The organism is Streptomyces sp. NPDC055254, assembly GCF_053606025.1.
Genome location: NZ_JBSGQV010000001.1, coordinates 141,883 through 160,602, shown reverse-complemented (window position 1 = coordinate 160,602; position 18,720 = coordinate 141,883). Strand labels below are relative to the sequence as shown.

Annotated in this window: 16 protein-coding genes; 7 read left to right on the top strand and 9 right to left on the bottom strand. The window is 70.7% G+C overall.

Going from position 1 to position 18,720, the window contains the following annotated elements; all coding sequences use genetic code 11:
* The first annotated feature begins 86 nt into the window (after nt 1-86).
* Nucleotides 87-1,421 carry a hypothetical protein gene (locus tag ACWFQ8_RS00740; protein WP_453784018.1) on the top strand — a complete coding sequence of 445 codons (1,335 nt, stop codon included), beginning with the start codon at nt 87-89 and terminating at the stop codon, nt 1,419-1,421.
* Between the two features lie 56 nt (nt 1,422-1,477).
* Here the strand turns inward: ACWFQ8_RS00740 and ACWFQ8_RS00735 are convergent, their stop codons facing one another.
* Nucleotides 1,478-2,104, bottom strand: coding sequence for a YceI family protein (locus tag ACWFQ8_RS00735; protein WP_453784017.1), 627 nt, complete (start codon nt 2,102-2,104; stop codon nt 1,478-1,480).
* Between the two features lie 273 nt (nt 2,105-2,377).
* Here ACWFQ8_RS00735 and ACWFQ8_RS00730 point away from each other — a divergent pair, with 273 nt between their 5' ends.
* Entirely contained in the window at nt 2,378-3,961 is a 1,584-nt protein-coding gene (locus ACWFQ8_RS00730) for an acyl-CoA carboxylase subunit beta (protein WP_453784016.1), read from the top strand.
* 21 nt (nt 3,962-3,982) lie between these two features.
* On the top strand, nt 3,983-4,186 hold the full coding sequence (locus ACWFQ8_RS00725) for an acyl-CoA carboxylase subunit epsilon (RefSeq protein ID WP_453784015.1): 204 nt from the start codon (nt 3,983-3,985) through the stop codon (nt 4,184-4,186).
* Nucleotides 4,187-4,345: 159 nt separating this feature from the next.
* Here ACWFQ8_RS00725 and ACWFQ8_RS00720 read toward each other — a convergent pair whose 3' ends face one another.
* From ACWFQ8_RS00720 to ACWFQ8_RS00685, 8 genes are all read right to left on the bottom strand, one after another.
* Nucleotides 4,346-4,930: a GTP-binding protein gene (locus ACWFQ8_RS00720; protein WP_403631347.1), complete on the bottom strand. Its 585-nt coding sequence runs from the start codon at nt 4,928-4,930 to the stop codon at nt 4,346-4,348.
* The gene (locus ACWFQ8_RS00715) at nt 4,911-5,462 is read right to left on the bottom strand and encodes a DUF742 domain-containing protein (RefSeq protein ID WP_453784014.1); all 552 of its coding nucleotides are present in this window, start codon (nt 5,460-5,462) and stop codon (nt 4,911-4,913) included. Before ACWFQ8_RS00715 ends, ACWFQ8_RS00720 begins: the two co-directional genes overlap by 20 nt.
* A 93-nt stretch (nt 5,463-5,555) precedes the next feature.
* The gene (locus ACWFQ8_RS00710) at nt 5,556-5,969 is read right to left on the bottom strand and encodes a roadblock/LC7 domain-containing protein (RefSeq protein ID WP_267717653.1); all 414 of its coding nucleotides are present in this window, start codon (nt 5,967-5,969) and stop codon (nt 5,556-5,558) included.
* A gap of 10 nt (nt 5,970-5,979) precedes the next feature.
* Nucleotides 5,980-9,168: a nitrate- and nitrite sensing domain-containing protein gene (locus ACWFQ8_RS00705; RefSeq protein ID WP_453784013.1), complete on the bottom strand. Its 3,189-nt coding sequence runs from the start codon at nt 9,166-9,168 to the stop codon at nt 5,980-5,982.
* A gap of 293 nt (nt 9,169-9,461) precedes the next feature.
* Nucleotides 9,462-10,046 carry a GTP-binding protein gene (locus ACWFQ8_RS00700; RefSeq protein WP_243337754.1) on the bottom strand — a complete coding sequence of 195 codons (585 nt, stop codon included), beginning with the start codon at nt 10,044-10,046 and terminating at the stop codon, nt 9,462-9,464.
* A complete protein-coding gene (locus ACWFQ8_RS00695) occupies nt 10,027-10,419 on the bottom strand; it encodes a DUF742 domain-containing protein (protein ID WP_453784012.1) in 393 nt (130 codons plus the stop codon). Before ACWFQ8_RS00695 ends, ACWFQ8_RS00700 begins: the two co-directional genes overlap by 20 nt.
* A 151-nt stretch (nt 10,420-10,570) precedes the next feature.
* Entirely contained in the window at nt 10,571-10,984 is a 414-nt protein-coding gene (locus tag ACWFQ8_RS00690; protein WP_150212026.1) for a roadblock/LC7 domain-containing protein, read from the bottom strand.
* Nucleotides 10,985-10,993: 9 nt separating this feature from the next.
* Nucleotides 10,994-14,695: a nitrate- and nitrite sensing domain-containing protein gene (locus ACWFQ8_RS00685; protein WP_453784011.1), complete on the bottom strand. Its 3,702-nt coding sequence runs from the start codon at nt 14,693-14,695 to the stop codon at nt 10,994-10,996.
* Nucleotides 14,696-15,259: 564 nt separating this feature from the next.
* Between ACWFQ8_RS00685 and ACWFQ8_RS00680 the strand changes: the two genes are divergently transcribed.
* The 4 genes from ACWFQ8_RS00680 to ACWFQ8_RS00665 all read left to right on the top strand — a co-directional run bounded on the left by ACWFQ8_RS00680 (nt 15,260) and on the right by ACWFQ8_RS00665 (nt 18,679).
* Nucleotides 15,260-15,445, top strand: coding sequence for a hypothetical protein (locus tag ACWFQ8_RS00680; RefSeq protein WP_453784010.1), 186 nt, complete (start codon nt 15,260-15,262; stop codon nt 15,443-15,445).
* Between the two features lie 96 nt (nt 15,446-15,541).
* Complete coding sequence (locus tag ACWFQ8_RS00675) at nt 15,542-16,330, top strand: fumarylacetoacetate hydrolase family protein (protein ID WP_453784009.1); 789 nt, start codon at nt 15,542-15,544, stop codon at nt 16,328-16,330.
* Nucleotides 16,323-17,798 carry a glutamate--tRNA ligase gene (gltX, locus tag ACWFQ8_RS00670; RefSeq protein ID WP_453784008.1) on the top strand — a complete coding sequence of 492 codons (1,476 nt, stop codon included), beginning with the start codon at nt 16,323-16,325 and terminating at the stop codon, nt 17,796-17,798. Before ACWFQ8_RS00675 ends, gltX begins: the two co-directional genes overlap by 8 nt.
* A 152-nt stretch (nt 17,799-17,950) precedes the next feature.
* A complete protein-coding gene (locus ACWFQ8_RS00665) occupies nt 17,951-18,679 on the top strand; it encodes an HAD family hydrolase (protein ID WP_453784007.1) in 729 nt (242 codons plus the stop codon).
* The last annotated feature ends 41 nt before the right edge of the window (nt 18,680-18,720 follow it).

Genomic DNA, 18,720 nt, shown 5'->3' with positions numbered 1-18,720 from the left:
GCCGGCCGCGCACGTGCAGCCGGCCGAGAAATGACCCTTATGTCCTACTCACACGAGAAAGTGCCGGTTCGGGTAGCGTCGGTGACATGAGGACCAGGCTGATATCCGTACGCGTGGGATCACTGCTGTCCGGTCTGCTGCTGGCCCTTGCGGCGACCGCCCTCGGGGCCGCGCCGCAGGCGTCGGCCGCCACCGGGACCGCCGCTGTCGCCGAGGCCCTCAAGAACGGGCCGGTCCACGTCGACCCCCGGGCCCGGGCGCAGCTGCCACCGGCCGAAGCGGACGCGCTCGCGCAAAAGATCGAGGACGCCGGGAAGCCGGTGTTCGTCGCCGTACTGCCGGCCACCGCCGAGTTCCCGCCGGACAAGGTGCTCGAAGCGGTCCGGGCCGGCACCGGCGTCACCGGGCTCTACGCGATCCGGCTCGGCAGCGGCTTCGACGCGGCCGCCGACCGCGCGGTCATGCCGGGCAACGCCGTGCGCAACCTCAGCGAGTCCGTGAAGACCGGCGGGCCGGTGGACGCGGGCACCCAGCTGAACAACTTCGTGGACCAGGCCCTGAGGCAGGTCCGGGGCTCCGCTCCGGCCTCCTGGGACAGCGCCCGCGCCGCCGACGGCGCCCCGGTCGGCGGGCTGGTCGTGCTCGGCGCGGTGGCCGTGGTCGGCGGTGGCGGCGCGTACGCCCTGGTCCGCCGGAACCGCAAGAAGAAGGAAGAGGCCCGCCGCGAGGCCGTCGCCCGGCTCGGCGTGGTCGTCGACGAGGACATCACGGCCTTCGGCGAGGAACTCGAACGCCTCGACTTCCACCCCGGTGAGCCCGGCGCGGACGACGCCATGCGCAAGGACTACGCCCAGGGCCTCGACTCGTACGACAAGGCCAAGCACACCATGGCCTCCGTGCAGCGCCCCGAGGAGGTCCAAGGGGTCACACAGGCCCTGGAGGACGGCCGGTACGCCTTGGCGTGCCTGGACGCGAGGCGGCGGGGCGCGCCCGTTCCCGAGCGCCGCTCGCCCTGCTTCTTCGATCCGCGGCACGGTCCGAGCACCGAGGACGCGAGCTGGGCGCCGGCCGGCGGGACTCCCCGTACCGTTCCGGTCTGCGCGGCGGACGCCGCACGGCTGCGCGACGGCCTGGACCCGGCGGTCCGCACGGTCGACACCGAGCACGGGCCTCGCCCCTACTACGACGCCGGCCCCGTGTACGGGCCGTGGGCCGGCGGCTACTTCGGCGGCGGCGTCCTGCCCGGGCTGCTCATGGGCACGATGCTCGGTTCGATGATGTCCGGCCCGGCCTACGCCTCCGACTTCGGCGGCGGTTTCGAGGGGGGCGACACCTCCGGCGCCGACTTCAACCCGTCCGACTTCGGCGGCGGGGACTTCGGTGGCGGCGGTGGCGGCTTCGACGGCGGGGGCGGCTTCTAGCCGCCCGCCCCCGGGGCCGGTGCCGTGCCCCACGTGTCCAGCGGTCCGGTGCCCGGTCAGGCCTGCTTGACGGCCGAGATGTCGAAGGTCAGCTTCACCTTGTCGCTGACCATCACGCCGCCGGCCTCCAGTGCCGCGTTCCACGTCAGGCCCCAGTCGGAGCGCAAGATCTCGGCCGAGCCCTCGAAGCCGACGCGCTCGGCGCCGTAGACGTCGGTGGCGGACCCGTTGAACTCCAGGTCGATGGAGAGCGGACGCGTGACGTCCTTGATCGTCAGGTCGCCGGTCATGCGATAGGTGTCGGCGCCGACGCGGCGGGCCCCGGTGGACCGGAAGGTCATCAGGGGGAAGGTCTCGGCGTCGAAGAAGTCGCCGCCGCGCAGGTGGCCGTCGCGGTCGGCGATGCCCGTGTCGACGGAGGCGGTCCGCACGTCGATGGAGGCGGTGGACCGGGACGGGTCGGCGCCGTCCAGGTGGAGGATGCCCTCGTGCCCGGCGAAGGCGCCGCGCACGTTGGTCACCATGGCGTGGCGGACGGTGAAGCCGATGCTGCTGTGGGCGGCGTCGATGGCGTAGTCACCGGTGAGCGCGGCCAGGGCCGGGTCCAGGTCGAGCGTGGCGACGGCGGTGGTGCCGTTCTGGGCGGGCGCGGCCTGGTGGTTGCGGCGGGTGAAGAGACCCATGACTTCCTCCTCGGTAGGTCCCGCGTTCCGCGGGACAGGTTCGTTGAAGCTTCAATTACTTCGACGAGTTCGAGACTAGGCTCATCTTGTTCAAATTTCAACTTCCAGATCCTATGTCGCGCGAATTTGTGGGAGTCCCACAAAGGGTGAAGGTCCCGGCTGGCGGAGTCCGTACTTCCGGGGGCGGTTCTGTCCGGGCCGCACAGCGGATCAGTGCTGAGACTGTGCGGTATCAACGGAGGTTTTTGACCGCGCGCTTCGTAAGGTCGGTACATGACCGTTGTGGACCAGATCCCGAGCGAGCCGACGGACGCCCGTGGGCGCGTGGCCGAGCTGCACTCCCTGCGCGAGCAGGCGCGGCGCGGCCCCAGCGACCGCGCGACCGAGACCCAGCACGCCAAGGGCAAGCTCACCGCCCGTGAGCGCATCGCGCTGCTGCTCGACGAAGGTTCCTTCCGGGAGGTCGAGCAGCTGCGCCGCCACCGGGCGACCGGCTTCGGCCTGGAGAACAAGAAGCCCTACACCGACGGTGTCATCACCGGCTGGGGCACGGTCGAGGGCCGCACGGTCTTCGTCTACGCGCACGACTTCCGCATCTTCGGCGGCGCCCTGGGCGAGGCCCACGCCACGAAGATCCACAAGATCATGGACATGGCCATCGCGGCCGGGGCTCCGCTGGTCTCCCTGAACGACGGCGCCGGTGCCCGTATCCAGGAGGGCGTCTCGGCCCTCGCCGGCTACGGCGGCATCTTCCAGCGCAACACCAAGGCCTCCGGCGTCATCCCGCAGATCTCGGTCATGCTGGGCCCCTGCGCCGGCGGCGCCGCGTACTCCCCGGCCCTGACGGACTTCGTGTTCATGGTCCGCGAGACCTCGCAGATGTTCATCACCGGCCCGGACGTGGTCCGCGCGGTCACCGGCGAGGAGATCACCCAGAACGGCCTCGGCGGCGCGGACGTGCACGCCGAGACCTCGGGCGTCGCGCACTTCGCGTACGACGACGAGGAGACCTGCATCGCCGAGGTCCGCTACCTCATCACGATGCTGCCCTCCAACAACCGCGAGAACCCGCCCGTCCACGAGACCAACGACCCGGCGGACCGCCGCTCCGAGGTCCTGCTGGACCTGGTGCCCGCGGACGGCAACCGCCCGTACGACATGCTCAAGGTCATCGAGGAGCTCGTCGACGAGGGCGACGTCCTGGAGATCCACGAGCGCTGGGCGCGCAACATCATCTGCGCCCTGGCCCGGCTCGACGGCCAGGTCGTCGGCATCGTCGCCAACCAGCCCGGCCACCTCGCCGGTGTCCTGGACATCCACGCCTCCGAGAAGGCGGCGCGCTTCGTCCAGCTCTGCGACGCCTTCAACATCCCGATCATCACCCTCCTCGACGTCCCCGGCTTCCTGCCGGGCGTCGACCAGGAGCACGGCGGCATCATCCGCCACGGCGCCAAGCTGCTGTACGCGTACTGCAACGCCACCGTCCCGCGGATCTCGCTGATCCTGCGCAAGGCCTACGGCGGGGCGTACATCGTCATGGACTCCCAGTCCATCGGCGCCGACCTCACCTACGCCTGGCCCACCAACGAGATCGCCGTCATGGGCGCCGAGGGTGCCGCCAACGTCATCTTCCGCAAGCAGATCGCGGACGCCGAGGACCCCGAGGCCATGCGCACCCGCATGGTCAAGGAGTACAAGGCCGAGCTGATGCACCCCTACTACGCGGCCGAGCGAGGCCTCGTCGACGACGTCATCGACCCCGCCGAAACCCGCGGGGTCCTCGTCAGCGCCCTCGCGATGCTCCGCAACAAGCACGCCGACCTGCCGTCGCGCAAGCACGGCAACCCGCCGCAGTAAGACGAAGGAGACTTGCCAACGATGAGCATTGCCACGGACACCCTGCTGCGCGTCGAGAAGGGCCACGCCGAGCCGGAGGAGCTGGCCGCGATCACCGCGATCCTGCTCGCCCGCGCCGTCGCCACCCCCGAGGGCGCCTCGGCCCGCACGGGCCGTTCCCAGGCCGGCTGGCGCCGCCTGGAGCGCACGCCCGGCTTCCGGGCGCCGCACAGCTGGCAGGGCTGAGTACCCGAGCACGACCGAAGGCCCCGCACCCGTCGCCCGGGTGCGGGGCCTTCGGCCTGTCCGGCCCGGCCGCTCCCCGCATACGGCGAAGGCCCCCCGGTCGGTGACACGGGGGGCCTTTCGGGAGCCTTCGGCGGCGCGGGGCAGCCGGCTGTCCGACTACCGCAGGCGGGCCATGAGGGCGTGCTCGACCAGGGTGATGAGCGCGCTCTTGGCGTCCGCGCGGTGGCGGGCGTCGGTGGTGATGATGGGGGCGTCCGGGCCGATCTGCAGGGCCTCGCGAACCTCCTCCGGGGTGTACGGCTGGTGTCCCTCGAAGCCGTTGAGGGCCACGACGAACGGCAGGCCGCTGTTCTCGAAGTAGTCGACGGCGGGGAAGCAGTCGGCGAGGCGGCGCGTGTCCACGAGCACGACGGCGCCGATGGCGCCGCGGACGAGGTCGTCCCACATGAACCAGAAGCGGTCCTGGCCCGGAGTACCGAAGAGGTACAGGATCAGGTCCTGGTCCAAGGTGATGCGCCCGAAGTCCATCGCGACGGTCGTCGTCGTCTTGTCACCGGTGTGGGTGAGGTCGTCGATCCCCGCGGAGGCGGAGGTCATGACGGCTTCGGTGCGCAGCGGGTTGATCTCGGAGACGGCGCCGACGAACGTGGTCTTGCCCACGCCGAAGCCGCCCGCCACCACGATCTTCGCGGAGGTGGTGGAGCGGGGAGCCGCTCCGCCGTTAGAGCTTGCGAAGTCCACTGAGCACCCTTTCGAGCAGTGTCACATCTGGCTGGCCGCCGGCAGACTCGTCGCCGCCGGGCTGATGAATGGCGACAAGGCCCGCCTCCGCCAGGTCGGCGACGAGGATCCGGGCGACACCAAGAGGAATGGAAAGAAGTGCCGAGATCTCCGCGACGGATTTGATCTCCTGGCACAGGCGGCAGATGCGCTGGTGCTCGGGCAACTGCCCTTGCAGCCGCGCGGGGTCCGCCGTGGTACTGACCAGCGCCTCGATGGCGAGCTGGTAGCGCGGCCGGGTCCGGCCGCCGGTCATCGCGTACGGACGCACCAGCGGGTTGTGCGCCTTCGGAGCCGGCTGCCGCGGGGCACGCGGCGGCTGCTGCCGCGGAGGTACAGGGGGCTGCTGCGGCTGCCCGTACGGCTGCTGCTGGTAGGGGTTGTGCTCCGGCGAAGGCCGGCTGGGAGCAGAGGGGAAGTTGAAGCGGTTCTGGTCGTGCCCACCCTGCGGCTGCTGTGCGCCGCCATAGGGATGTCCTCCGGGTGTTGTCACGTCTCCTCCTCCGACTCCAAATGCGCAGTACTCCCTGTGGAACCGCGCCACCGCACCCTATGGTGCGATGGCGCGAAACGCACTGCCTGTCTGTTAGTTGAGAAGGCTGCCCTGCAGTTCCGCGCGAAGGTCCGGGGTGAGGACACTGCCCGCGCGATCCACCAGAAGAGCCATCTCGTAGCCCACGAGACCGATGTCGCACTCGGGGTGCGCCAGTACCGCGAGGGACGATCCGTCGGAGACGGACATGAGGAAGAGGAACCCCCGGTCCATCTCGACCACGGTCTGGTTGACGGCGCCGCCCTCGAAGATACGGGAGGCCCCGGCCGTCAGCGAGGTCAGTCCGGACGCCACGGCCGACAGCTGATCGGCGCGGTCGCGCGGAAACCCGTCGGACATCGCCAGAAGCAGTCCGTCGGCGGAGACCACCACGGTGTGGGACACCCCAGGGGTGTTGTCCACGAAATTGGTGATCAACCAGTTCAGGTTCTGTGCCGCCTGGCTCATCGGGCTCACACTAACGCTCCTGGTCATAGCTGTTACTTGACTGCTCAGAACCCGCATTGCGTCCCTGCTGGACACCCCGCCGCAGGTTGCTCAACCTGCCGCGGACGTCCTCCGGAGCGCGGGAGACCTGGGGGCCGCCCTGCGGGGTCGTCTCCGCCGCGCCCTCGACCAGGTTGGCCTTGGGCACCCGCCGAGGGAGACCGGAGGGGGTGACCCCGCCGGCCTTCGGCTCACGGAGTTTTCCGGCCTGCTGCCAGCGCTCGTCGTTGCGTGAACGCCAAGCCGCCGTGCCTTCCGTCTCCTCCGGGGACCGCTCCGGTTCAGCGGGCTGCTGCTGACGCTGCGGCCGCTGTTCGAAGAGGGATCCGGTGGACTCCGCTTCCTTCTGTGCCGGCTGCCACTGCTGCTGGCTGCCGCGGCGCGGCAGGCCCGCTCCGGTCACCTGGTGACCGGTGTCGGCAGCGGCATCCGGACGGTCGAAGCCTACGCGCTCCGGGGCTGCTTCGGGACCGGCGGGTGATTCCGATTCGGTCCCGTAATCCTGCTGGTAGCCCGCCGGATACGTGTTCTGCTCGGGCCACTGGGCCTGCTCGGGCCGGGCCTCGTAGCCGCCGTCGTAGGACGGGGCGGCCTGCGGCTGGTCCTGGTAGCCGGCCTCCGGATACGCGTACTCCTGCTGCGCGTATTCGTCGTAGCCCTGCTGGGCCCCCTGCGGCGCGTACGAGCCGTCGTAGCCCGGCTCGGGCTGCTGATCGTACCCCTGGTACTGCTGGTACCCGTGTTCGGGCTGGGGTTCCGGATAGTCCTGGGCGGCGGGCTCGGCGTACTGCTGCCCCTGCGGGTAGGCGACCTGCGCCTCCAGCGCGGCTCGGCGCTCCTCGCGTTTCAGGGACCGCACGACCGGGTCGACCGACTGGCCGTCGGCGCCCGGGGCGTCGTAGCGCGAGTCGTCGAAACCGAGCTCCGCGGCGGTGCGCAGCGGCGCGGCCTGCTGGCTCTGCTGCTCCGGGATGATCGAGGAGACCGTGAAGTCGTCGTCCGGAATGCCCTCGCCACCGCCACCGTGGGTGATGGCGTCGGGGAGCATGACCAGTGAGGTGGTGCCGGCCGCCTCGCCCGAGGGGCGCAGTTGGACGCGGATGCTGTGCCGGTCCGCCAGCCGGCCGACCACGAACAGACCCATGCGCTGCGAGATCGCGGCGTCCACGGTCGGCGGGTTGGCCAGCTTGTGGTTGATGTCCGCGAAGTCCTCGGCGGTGAGGCCGATGCCCTTGTCGTGGATCTCGACCATCACGCGGCCGTCGGGCAGACGCGTGGCGTTCACGCGGACCTTGGTCTGCGGGGAGGAGAACGTGGTGGCGTTCTCCAGGAGCTCGGCCAGCAGGTGCACGAGGTCGGTCACGGCCTGGCCGTGGATCTCGGCGTCGGAGACGCCGGAGAGCTCGATGCGCTCGTACTGCTCCACCTCGGAGGAGGCGGCGCGCAGGACGTCGACGAGGGGCACCGGCTGGTCCCAGCGGCGGCCCGGCTCCTCACCCGCGAGGATGAGGAGGTTCTCGCCGTTGCGGCGCATACGGGTGGCCAGGTGGTCCAGGCGGAAGAGGTTCTCCAGCTGGTCCGGGTCCGCCTCGTTGTTCTCCAACTCGGTGATGAGGGTCAGCTGGCCCTCGATCAGAGACTGGTTGCGCATGGAGAGGTTCGTGAAGATCGCGTTGACGTTCCCTCGCAGCAGGGCCTGCTCGGCCGCGAGTCGCACCGCTTCCCGGTGGACCTGGTCGAAGGCACGGGCGACCTCGCCGATCTCGTCCCGGGAGTCGATCGGGATCGGCATGACGCGGGTGTCGACCTTGCCCGGATCGGTGCGCGAGAGCTGGTCGACGAGCATCGGCAGACGCTGCTCGGCGATGTCGAAGGCGGCGCCGCGCAGGCGGCGCATCGCGCGGCCCATCTGGCGCGCCATGAGACCCGCCAGGATGAAGGCGGCGAGCAGGGCCACGACGACGATGGCGCCGTTGACGATCGCGTCGTTGCGGGCCTCGTCGGAGATCGCGACGGCGTCCTTGACGGCCTTGTCGAGGAGTTCCCTCTCGATCTGGTCGTAGCCGTCGAACTTCGCGGTGGCCGCGTACTGCCAGAACTGGGGCGTGGTGCCGTTCTTGGCGAGCGTGGTGTTCTTGTCGCCGCTGGCGATGGCGTCGGTCATGCCGAGCAGCGCCGAGTCGTTGATGACCGGCGGAGCCTTGAACTCCTTGCCGGCGAGTTCGGCCTTGCCCTTGGCGTCGGCGAGCGCTGCGGCTCCGTCCTTCGCCTTCTGGGCCATGACCTCCTTGAGGCGGGCGGTGTCCTCCTCGGTGCCCGCCGCGACGTACTCGCCGATGGCGATCTCTTCGAGGTAGGCGTACGAGGAGAAGGCCACGAGCTGCGACTTGCGGATGTTCTCGTCGGGGTTGGGCCGCACCAGGAGGTGGGTGCCGACGGACCGCTGCAGCGAGTTGGCCGCCTTGGCCAGCTGGATCGCGTAGACCATGCGGCCGTACGAGGTCACGTTGCCGGTGCCGAGGCCGAGCTCGTTGGCGAACTGCATGAGGTAGTGCTGGACCAGCACATAGCCCTCTTCGGTCGGGATGGGACCGGGCAGGGTCGGCAGGTTCTTCTTGGCGCTCTCGCGGGCCTGGACGTAGGCGTTCTCGCGGACGAGCTTCAGCTTCGGCTCGTCCGTGCGGAAGAGGGCGAGGCGGCGCTCCAGGCCCTGGTCCTTGGGCATGTCCTGGACGGCCTGGTCGAACTTCACCTTGGCGGCGTCGGTGGCCCCGTAGGCCGTGGTGACGACCTCGCTCTTGGTGTCGCCGCTCAGCAGGGGCTCGGCCGTGAGGTCGCGCTCGTTGAGCAGCGCCTGGCTGTACTCGGAGGCGGCCTGGACGACCCTGGCTATCTTCTCGGCGTCCTTGGCCTCGTTCCAGGTGTCGACGGAACCCTTCACCTGGAAGCCGCCCATGACCAGACCGACCAGGGCGGGGACGAGCAGGATCGCGTTCAGACGGGTCGGCACGCGCCAGTTGCGGGGCGAGAACCTGCTGGTGCTTCCGCTGCTCGCGGGCGGCTCCACGGGCACGTCGACGGGCGACGCGGCCGCTCGCGGCGGCGGGGTGAAGTTGCCGCGCGCGGGTTCATCCGCGGGGCTTGAGTTGCTTCGCCTCACTCGACCAACAACCTCTCGGCGGTACTACTAGCTAGTTCGTTGAATTCCAGCACGGTTGACGGCCGTGTTCCAAACAGTTGAATTCGGCGCGGCACGGAGCCTTATGCCCCACATAAATCGGACATAAAGAGCGTCCTGCGGCAAATGTGAGGGGCGCTGTGCGCGTAGCGGTACCAACCGAACGCACCGGGTGGCCGATCGGCGGCAATTGTCTGTCGAAACGTTATGAACGACAGGGGCGGGCCGTGTCGTAAGACACAGCCCGCCCCTCCCGCGCGGCAGTCGCGACCCCGTTACTTGAGCCGGGCCATGAGCGCGTGCTCGACCAGGGTGATGAGCGCGCTCTTGGCGTCCGCGCGGTGGCGGGCGTCGGTGGTGATGATGGGGGCGTCCGGGCCGATCTGCAGGGCCTCGCGAACCTCCTCCGGGGTGTACGGCTGGTGTCCCTCGAAGCCGTTGAGGGCCACGACGAACGGCAGGCCGCTGTTCTCGAAGTAGTCGACGGCGGGGAAGCAGTCGGCGAGGCGGCGCGTGTCGACGAGGACGATCGCCCCGATGGCGCCGCGGACGAGGTCGTCCCACATGAACCAGAAGCGGTCCTGGCCCGGAGTACCGAAGAGGTACAGGATCAGGTCCTGGTCCAAGGTGATGCGCCCGAAGTCCATCGCGACGGTCGTCGTCGTCTTGTCACCGGTGTGCGTGAGGTCGTCGATCCCCGCGGAGGCGGAGGTCATGACGGCTTCGGTGCGCAGCGGGTTGATCTCGGAGACGGCGCCGACGAACGTGGTCTTGCCCACGCCGAAGCCGCCCGCCACCACGATCTTCGCGGAGGTGGTGGAGCGGGGAGCCGCTCCGCCGTTAGAGCTTGCGAAGTCCACTGAGCACCCTTTCGAGCAGCGTGACGTCCGGCGTACCGCCGGCCTCTCCATTGCCCGGCTGGTGGATGGCCACCATTCCGGCCTCCGCCAGGTCGGCGACGAGGATCCGGGCGACACCGAGCGGCATCGACAGCAGTGCGGAGACCTCCGCGACCGACTTCACCTCGCGGCACAGGGTGCAGATGCGCTGGTGCTCCGGGAGGAGGCCGGACAGGTGCATCGGATCGGCCGTGGTGCTGACCAGGGCCTCGATGGCGAGCTGGTAGCGCGGCCGGGTCCGGCCGCCGGTCATCGCGTACGGACGCACCAGCGGCTGGTCGCCTTCCGAGTACGAATCTCCGTACGTGTCGGGATAGGCGGGGGGCGGGGTCATTGATCCTCCGGGCTGGACAGCAGTGGTCAGCGTGCCGTCTGACGGGGCGGCCGGTGGGGGGACGGTATGACGGCCTGGCGGGGGTACTGGGTTCCTGGGCGTGGGCCCGGGTCCCCCGGCCGGAAGTACCGTCCGGCCGGGAGGGGGGTTGTCAGCTGAGCAGGCTTCCCTGCAGTTCCGCGCGCAGGTCCGGGGTGAGGACGCTGCCGGCCCGGTCCACGAGGAGGGCCATCTCGTAGCCCACGAGGCCGATGTCGCACTCGGGGTGCGCCAGTACGGCGAGCGAGGACCCGTCGGAGACGGACATGAGGAAGAGGAACCCCCGGTCCATCTCGACCACGGTCTGGTTGACGGCGCCGCCCTCGAAGATACGGGAGGCCCCGGCGGTCAGCGAGGTCAGTCCGGACGCCACGGCCGCCAACTGGTCGGCGCGGTCGCGGGGGAATCCTTCGGACATCGCCAGAAGGAGTCCGTCGGCGGAGACCACCACGGTGTGGGACACCCCAGGGGTGTTGTCCACGAAGTTGGTGATCAACCAGTTCAGGTTCTGTGCCGCCTGGCTCATCGAACTCAACTATCGCTCCTGCTGGTATGTGGGGTCGATGTGGTAACTGCCGGTCGCCGGACCACTGTTGCCGGCCTGACGGCCCTGCTGGATACCGCGTCGGAGGTTGGTCAGACGGCCGCGGACTTCATCCGGCGCCCGCGAGACCTGCGGACCGGCCTGTGCCTCGGACTGCTGCTGCGCGGTGCCGGCCACGAGGTTCGCCCGCGGGACCCGGCGGGGCAGCCCCGAGGTCGTGATACCGCCGGCGGCGGGCTGGCGCACGCGCTCGGCCTGCCGCATCAGCTCGTCGTTCGGCGAGGACCGCCAGCTGACGGTCGGCATGCTGCCGGTCGCCGTCGCGGCGGGCTCGGCCGCGGGCTCCTGGCCGCGCTGCGGCAGCGACTGCTGCTGCGGGGCCGGGGACACCGGGGCGGACTGCTGCGGCTGCTGGGGTACGGACGGTCCCTGCGCGGAGGGCTGCTGCCCCTCCTCGCGGAACCAGTTCGACTCCAGCGTGTCGAAGATCGGGCTGCGGCCGTCGCCGGCGTTGCGGGCCGGCGGCAGGGCCTCCGGCCGGTGCGCCTGCGGCAGCCGGGGCGCCTCGGGCCGGGCGGCGGGAGGTACGGGTGCGTACGCGCCGCCGGGCTGGGGTGCCTGGGGCTGCTGCGGTGCCTGGGGCTGGTGGGGGAAGCCGCCGACTCCCGGGCCGCCGGGCCGCTGGGCCTGGGTACCGGGCCGGGCGAACTGTCCCGTCGAGGACGGGTCCGCCGGACCGCGCAGCTCGGGACGCTCGAACTGGCCCGTGGTGGACGGGTTCAGGGGCCCCCGTATGTCGGGACGCTCGAACTGCCCGGTGGTGCTGTTGCCGCCGTCCGCCCGGGGCGGAGGGGCGTTGAAGTCCGGGCGGGGGAACTCGGCGGTCGAGCCGGGACCCGCGAGCTCGTCGTGCCCGCGGGCCTGGTCGGCGCCCCAGCTGGCGGTCTGCGCGCCGGGAAGCTCCGCACGCGCGGCGCCGCCGCGGGGCGGCAGCTGCGGCCGGGCGCCGCGCGGCGCCTGACCCGGCCCCTGGCCCTGACCCGGCGCGGGAGCGGCCGGCTGCTGGTTCTGCGACTGCTGCGGCTGCTGGTTCTGGTGCTGCTGCTTCTGCGGCTGCTGGTTCTGCTGGGGACGCTCGAAGCCGTTGCCCTGCGGGAACGCGGCCGGGCCGGCTGCCGACGGAGCGCCGACCGGCCGGGCCTGCGGGCCGCGGCCCGGCTGCGGCGCACCGCCGCCGAAGGCGCCCTGGCCCTGGCCGGCGGTGGTCGGACCCTGCTGCGGGCGGCCGCCGGGAGCACCCGGACCACCCTGCTGGCCGGGCCGTCCGCCCTGCGGACCGGAACCGTCGCGTCCCGGCAGGGCGGCACGCTGGTTGCCCGACGGGACCTGGCCGCGCTGCGGGGCACCGCCGACGGGCGGGCGGGCGCCCGCACCGGCCACGGAGCCCTGGGCACCGGGGGCGCCCTGGGCACCGCCGGCCTGGCCACCCTGGCCCGGCATCGGAGCCGGCTTCTTGCCGCCCTGGGCGACGTCGACCGGGAGCATGACGAGCGCCGTCGTACCGCCCGAGTCGGAGGGGCGCAGCTGGATGCGGATGCCGTGTCGCAGGGACAGGCGGCCGACCACGAACAGGCCCATGCGGCGGGAGACGGAGACGTCCACGGTCGGCGGCGCGGCGAGCCGCTCGTTGATCGCGGCGAGGTCCTCGGGGGAGAGGCCGATGCCGGTGTCGTGGATCTCGACGAGCACCCGGCCGTCGGGCAGCGCGTGACCGGTGACCTTGACCTTGGTCTGCGGGGAGGAGAACGAGGTGGCGTTCTCCAGCAGCTCGGCGAGCAGGTGCACGAGGTCGTTGACGACGCGGCCGGCGACCTCGGTGCCGGGCACCGACGACAGCTCGATGCGCTCGTACTGCTCCACCTCGGACGCGGCGGCACGGAGCACGTCGACGAGCGGGACGGGGCGGGTCCACCGGCGGCCCGGCTCCTCGCCCGCGAGGACGAGGAGGTTCTCGCCGTTACGGCGCATGCGGGTCGCGAGGTGGTCGAGCTTGAAGAGCGAGGACAGCTGGTCCGGGTCGGCCTCGCGCGACTCCAGCTCCGAGATGAGCGAGAGCTGGCGCTGGATGAGGCCCTGCGAACGGCGCGAGAGGTTGGTGAACATCGCGTTGACGTTGCCTCGCAGGAGGGCCTGCTCGGCGGCGAGGCGGACGGCCTCGCGGTGCACGTCGTCGAAGGCCGCGGCCACCTGGCCGATCTCGTCGCGGGTGTGCAGGCCGACCGACTCCACGGACGTGTCGACGTCCTGCGGGTCGGACTCCGACAGCTGCTTGACGAGCTCCGGCAGACGGTCCTGGGCGACGCGGGTCGCGGTGTCCTGCAGGCGGCGCAGCGAGCGGATCATCGAGCGCGCCATGACGAAGGCGCCGACGAGCGAGACACCGAGGACGAGGAGGATCAGGGCACCGTTGATGATGGCGTCCTGCTGCGACTCGTTCTTGAGCTCGCGGGCCTTCTGCTCCATGTCTTCGAGCAGGGTCAGCTCGATGACCTTCATGGCCTGGAGCTTGGTGTCGTCGGCGTCGTACCAGTCCATCCAGGACCGGTTCTTCTCCTTGGCGAACTGGTCCTTGGTGCTCAGCACACGGCGCGCGTAGTGGTCGGCGCTGGCGATCTCCGTGTTGCCGTCGCCCAGCGCGCCGAGGAGCTCCTCGGGCCGGCCCTGGTAGACGAGCGTGAAGGTGGTCTTCGCCTGACTCTCGCCCTTGAGGGCGGAGAGGGCGTAGAGCCGGTCGTTCTCCTTCAGCTCGCCCTGCTCCGCGTTGGTGCTCGGGAGCGAGGCGGCGATGATCGCGCGCTGGATCGACGCGTACTCCTTGGCGGAGGAGAACGCCGCCAGGGCGCGGGTGCGCTTGATCATCTCGGGGCTGGAGGTGGCCTGGGCCATGTCCTGCGACAGCGAGAGCAGCGAGACGATCAGCGCGTTGTACTCGGTGACGGTCTGCTGGGCGCCGTTGGCGTACGCCTTGCGCCGGATTTCCTCGATGTTGGTGAGCTGGCGGCCGATCTGCAGGATGTTGTTGCGGATCGACTTGAGGGTCTCGTCCTTGTCGGAGACGCTGTCGACCCGGTCGGTCGCGGCGGCGAAGGACTCGGCGGCGGCGTTGGTCGTCGCGCGCACGCCGTCGACGGTGCTGTTGGGCTTGCCCGACTTGTCGACCGACAGCGGACCTGCGGACTTGTCGCGCTCCTCCTGGAGCGCGGCGGCCAGGTTGGTGGCCTGCCGGGTCATCGTCGTCAGCAGCTGCATGTGCTCCAGCTGCGCGATGTCGTTGAGCGAGTCGTTGATGCGGACGCCACCGAGCGTGGTGGCAGCGACGACCGGCAGGGTCAGCAGTGACACCAGTCGCGTGCTGATGCGCCAGTTCTGCATGGCCAGACGAGAACCGGGCCCGCTGGGGGCCTTCGGTATCGCCACGTCCTGCTGCTCGACCGGTCCGGCGTTGTCCCTGGCCTTGCCCTTGGCGGACTTGCCGCGGCCCCTCGCCTTCACCGAGGCGGAGGAGTCCGGGCCCGCGCCCTCTACAGCCGGCCCGCGGTTCTGGGCGTGCTGGGGCGAGGAGCCACGGTCGGTCCCGCCGCGCGGCTCCTGCTCCGCCGCAGCGCTGCCATCCCTCTTGAATCGTCCCTGCACTAGCGTCGCAACCTCTGGACCAGGCGTCCCGCCGGGCGACCGGTGGGACGGTGTCGAGTCGTGGGGCAGAACGCCCCATGGTGGTCGTCGGTGACCGGCGCGTCTCCCTCTCCTTGCCGCCGCGCTCGGCGCTGTGTCGCGCCACCTGCGCGCCGGCTGTTCCCGCGGCGGTCCCGCGAATTCCAGCACAGAGGCGGATCTCCAACAAGGTGCGCGTGTCGGCCCGGAGAGTCGGTCACGTCATGTGACGGGTGCACTACGCCATGTGGGGCGCCTATGGGGAGAATTCGGACTTACATCAACCAAATGCTGTGCCTGGCAAGGTGTCCCAGTCGAGATGATCAGGAGCGGAATGGCTCATTCAGTGGCACAATGTCCGTTTCTTCGGGTCAAAGTGACTGACCGTTATGCCGGTATTGTCAGGTCACGGGTGAGCAAACTCACACAGCCGTGGCCATTACTTCCCGGTTGAGTCGGGGATTCAGATGTTTAGCCTTTCCCTTTACAGGGTTGGCGCGCGCGACAACCGAGACCCCGAGACCGAACCGAGGACCGCAGACTCCGATGAAGACGACGACGATGTTCCGCAACATAGCCAACCCCCGCCGCACCACCCTCGTGCACCTGAAGGACGCCGAGGAGCTGCAGGCCCCCCTGGCCCCGGAACACTCCGTCGAGCTGCCGACGCAGACCGCCAACCCGCGGCGCACGATCCTGATGGACGCGCCGGTGGCCGCCGCCGCGTCGTAGCCGCCCCGCGAAGGAGCGCGAAGCGCCCCTGCCCGCCGCGTTAGCCTGGAGCCCGCAGACTCCAGCCAGCGGAAAACAGAGGGGCAGACGCAACACGTGCGCATCGCCAGGTTCTCGATCGACGGCAACGTCGCGTTCGGCGCGGTCGAGGGCAGCACCGCCCCCGGCGACGAATCGACGCTCGTCCTCGACATCATCAAGGGCATCCCGTTCGCGGACTTCGAGCTCAGCGGGACCAAGGTCCCGCTGAGCAAGGTCCGGCTGCTGCCGCCCGTTCTCCCGAACAAGGTCGTGGCCGTCGGCCGCAACTACGCGGAGCACGCGGCGGAGCTCGGCCAGGAGGTCCCCGGGACCCCGCTCACCTTCTTCAAGCCCTCCACCTCGGTGGTCGGCCCGGGCGACCCGATCACGTACCCCTCCTTCTCCCAGGACCTCCACCACGAGGCGGAGCTCGCCGTGGTCATCGGCCGCATGTGCCGGGAAGTGCCCAGGGAGCGCGTCAAGGACGTCGTCCTCGGCTACACCTGCGCCAACGACGTCACCGCGCGCGACGTCCAGCAGCGCGAGCAGCAGTGGGCCCGGGCCAAGGGCTTCGACAGCTCCTGCCCGCTCGGCCCCTGGATCGAGACCGACCTGGACCCGAGCGACCTCGCCGTCCAGTGCACGGTCAACGGCGAACAGCGCCAGCTCGGCCGCACCAGCGACATGGTCCGCTCGATCGAGGACCTGATCGTCCACATCACCGAGGCCATGACGCTGCTCCCCGGCGACGTCATCCTCACGGGGACCCCGGCCGGAGTCGGCCCCCTCAACGTCGGCGACGAGGTCGCCGTCACCATCGAAGGCATCGGCACTCTCACCAACAAGGTGATCAAGCGTGGCTAACGCACCCGTCCGCGTCCGTTTCTGTCCCTCCCCGACCGGCAACCCCCACGTCGGCCTGGTCCGGACGGCCCTCTTCAACTGGGCGTTCGCCCGCCACCACGGCGGCACGTTCGTCTTCCGCATCGAGGACACCGACGCGGCCCGCGACTCCGAGGAGTCGTACGGCCAGCTGCTCGACTCGCTGCGCTGGCTCGGCTTCACCTGGGACGAGGGTCCCGAGGTGGGCGGTCCGCACGCCCCCTACCGCCAGTCCCAGCGCATGGACATCTACGCGGACATCGCGCGCCGGCTCCAGGACGGCGGCTACGCGTACAGCTGCTACTGCACCACCGAGGAGCTCGACGCCCGCCGCGACGCCGCCCGCGCCGCCGGTAGGCCCTCCGGCTACGACGGCCACTGCCGCGACCTCACCGCCGAGCGGAAGAGCGCGTACGAGGCCGAGGGCCGCACCTCGATCGTCCGCTTCCGGATGCCCGACGAGACGATCACCTTCACCGACCTGGTGCGCGGCGAGCTGTCCTTCACTCCCGAGAACGTTCCGGACTTCGGCATCGTCCGGGCCAACGGCGCTCCGCTGTACACCCTGGTCAACCCGGTCGACGACGCGCTGATGGAGATCACCCACGTCCTGCGCGGCGAGGACCTGCTGTCCTCCACCCCGCGCCAGATCGCGCTGTACAAGGCGCTGATCGAGCTCGGCGTCGCCAAGGCGGTCCCCGAGTTCGGCCACCTGCCGTACGTGATGGGCGAGGGCAACAAGAAGCTCTCCAAGCGCGACCCCGAGTCCTCGCTCAACCTGTACCGCGAGCGCGGCTTCCTCCCCGAGGGCCTGCTGAACTACCTCTCGCTCCTGGGCTGGTCCTTCTCCAAGGACCAGGACATCTTCACCATCGAGGAGATGGTGGCGAAGTTCGACATCCCGGACGTGAACGCCAACCCGGCGCGCTTCGACCTCAAGAAGGCGGAGGCGATCAACGCCGACCACATCCGCCTCCTGGACCCCAAGGCCTTCGCGGACGCCTGCACCCCCTGGCTGCGGGCCCCGCACGCCAACTGGGCACCGCAGGACTTCGACGCCGAGGCCTGGGCGGCCATCGCCCCGTACGCCCAGACGCGCGTGACGGTCCTCTCGGACATCACCGCCAACGTCGACTTCCTCTTCCTCAAGGAGCCCGTCGAGGACGAGGCCTCCTGGACGAAGGCGATGAAGGGCGAGCCGGCCGCGCTGCTCACCACGGCCCGCGAGAACCTCGCGTCCGCCGACTGGTCGGACCCGGAGTCCCTCAAGCAGGCCGTCCTGACCGCCGGCGAGGCCCACGGCCTCAAGCTCGGCAAGGCCCAGGCCCCGGTCCGTGTCGCCGTCACCGGCCGCACGGTCGGCCTGCCGCTCTTCGAGTCCCTGCAGATCCTGGGCAAGGACAGGTCGCTGTCCCGCATCGACGCGGCCCTGGCCAAGCTCGCCGCCTAGCGCTGTGGCCGGCAAACCGTGCCGGCCACAGCACTGGCCGCCCGCCCCACCCGTACCTCCCCCCGGGGGCGGCAGCCGCACCGGGCTGCCGCCCCCGGGGTGTTCTCCCCGGCGGGTCCCGTGCACGGACGGGGCGGAGTAGGGTCGGGCGCATGCCGATCCGAGCCGTGCTGTGGGACGTCGACGACACCCTGTTCGACTACACCGGCGCGGACGCCGCCGGGCTCGCCCGGCAGTTGGACGCCACGGAGCCGGGGGACCGGTACGGGAGCCCCGAGCGTGCGCTGGCGGTCTGGCGGGAGCTCACCGACCGGCACTGGGCGCGCTTCGCCGAGGGCGCGGTCACCTTCCAGGGGCAGCGCCGGGACCGGGTACGCGACTTCCTCGGCGCGCCGGAGATGACCGCCCGGGCCGCCGATGCCTGGTTCGACCAGTACATCGAGCACTACAAGACCGCCTGGACCGTCTTCCCCGACGTCGTGCCCGTGCTGGACGCCCTCGCCGTCGACTACCGGCACGGCGTGCTCTCCAACGCCTCCCTCGCCAACCAGGACCCCAAGCTGCGCCACCTCGGCCTGCGGGACCGCTTCGAGGTGCTGGTCTGCGCCGTGGAGCTCGGATTCAGCAAGCCCGACGCGGCGGCCTTCCTCGCTGCCTGCGAAGCGCTGGGCCTGTCCCCGGGCGAAGTGGCCTACGTGGGCGACCAGCCGGAGATCGACGCGCGCGGGGCCCGGGACGCGGGCCTGCTGGCGGTCTGGCTGGACCGGGACGGTGTCCGGGGGCCGGGACCAGACGGCGTGCACCGGATCGAGGGACTCGCCGGGCTCCCCGACCTGCTGGCCGGGGATACCCGTTTTGGAGCACGGTCAGGCATCCGGTAATGTTCTTTCTGCGCCGCCGGTGCGGGCCGAAAGGCCGGACG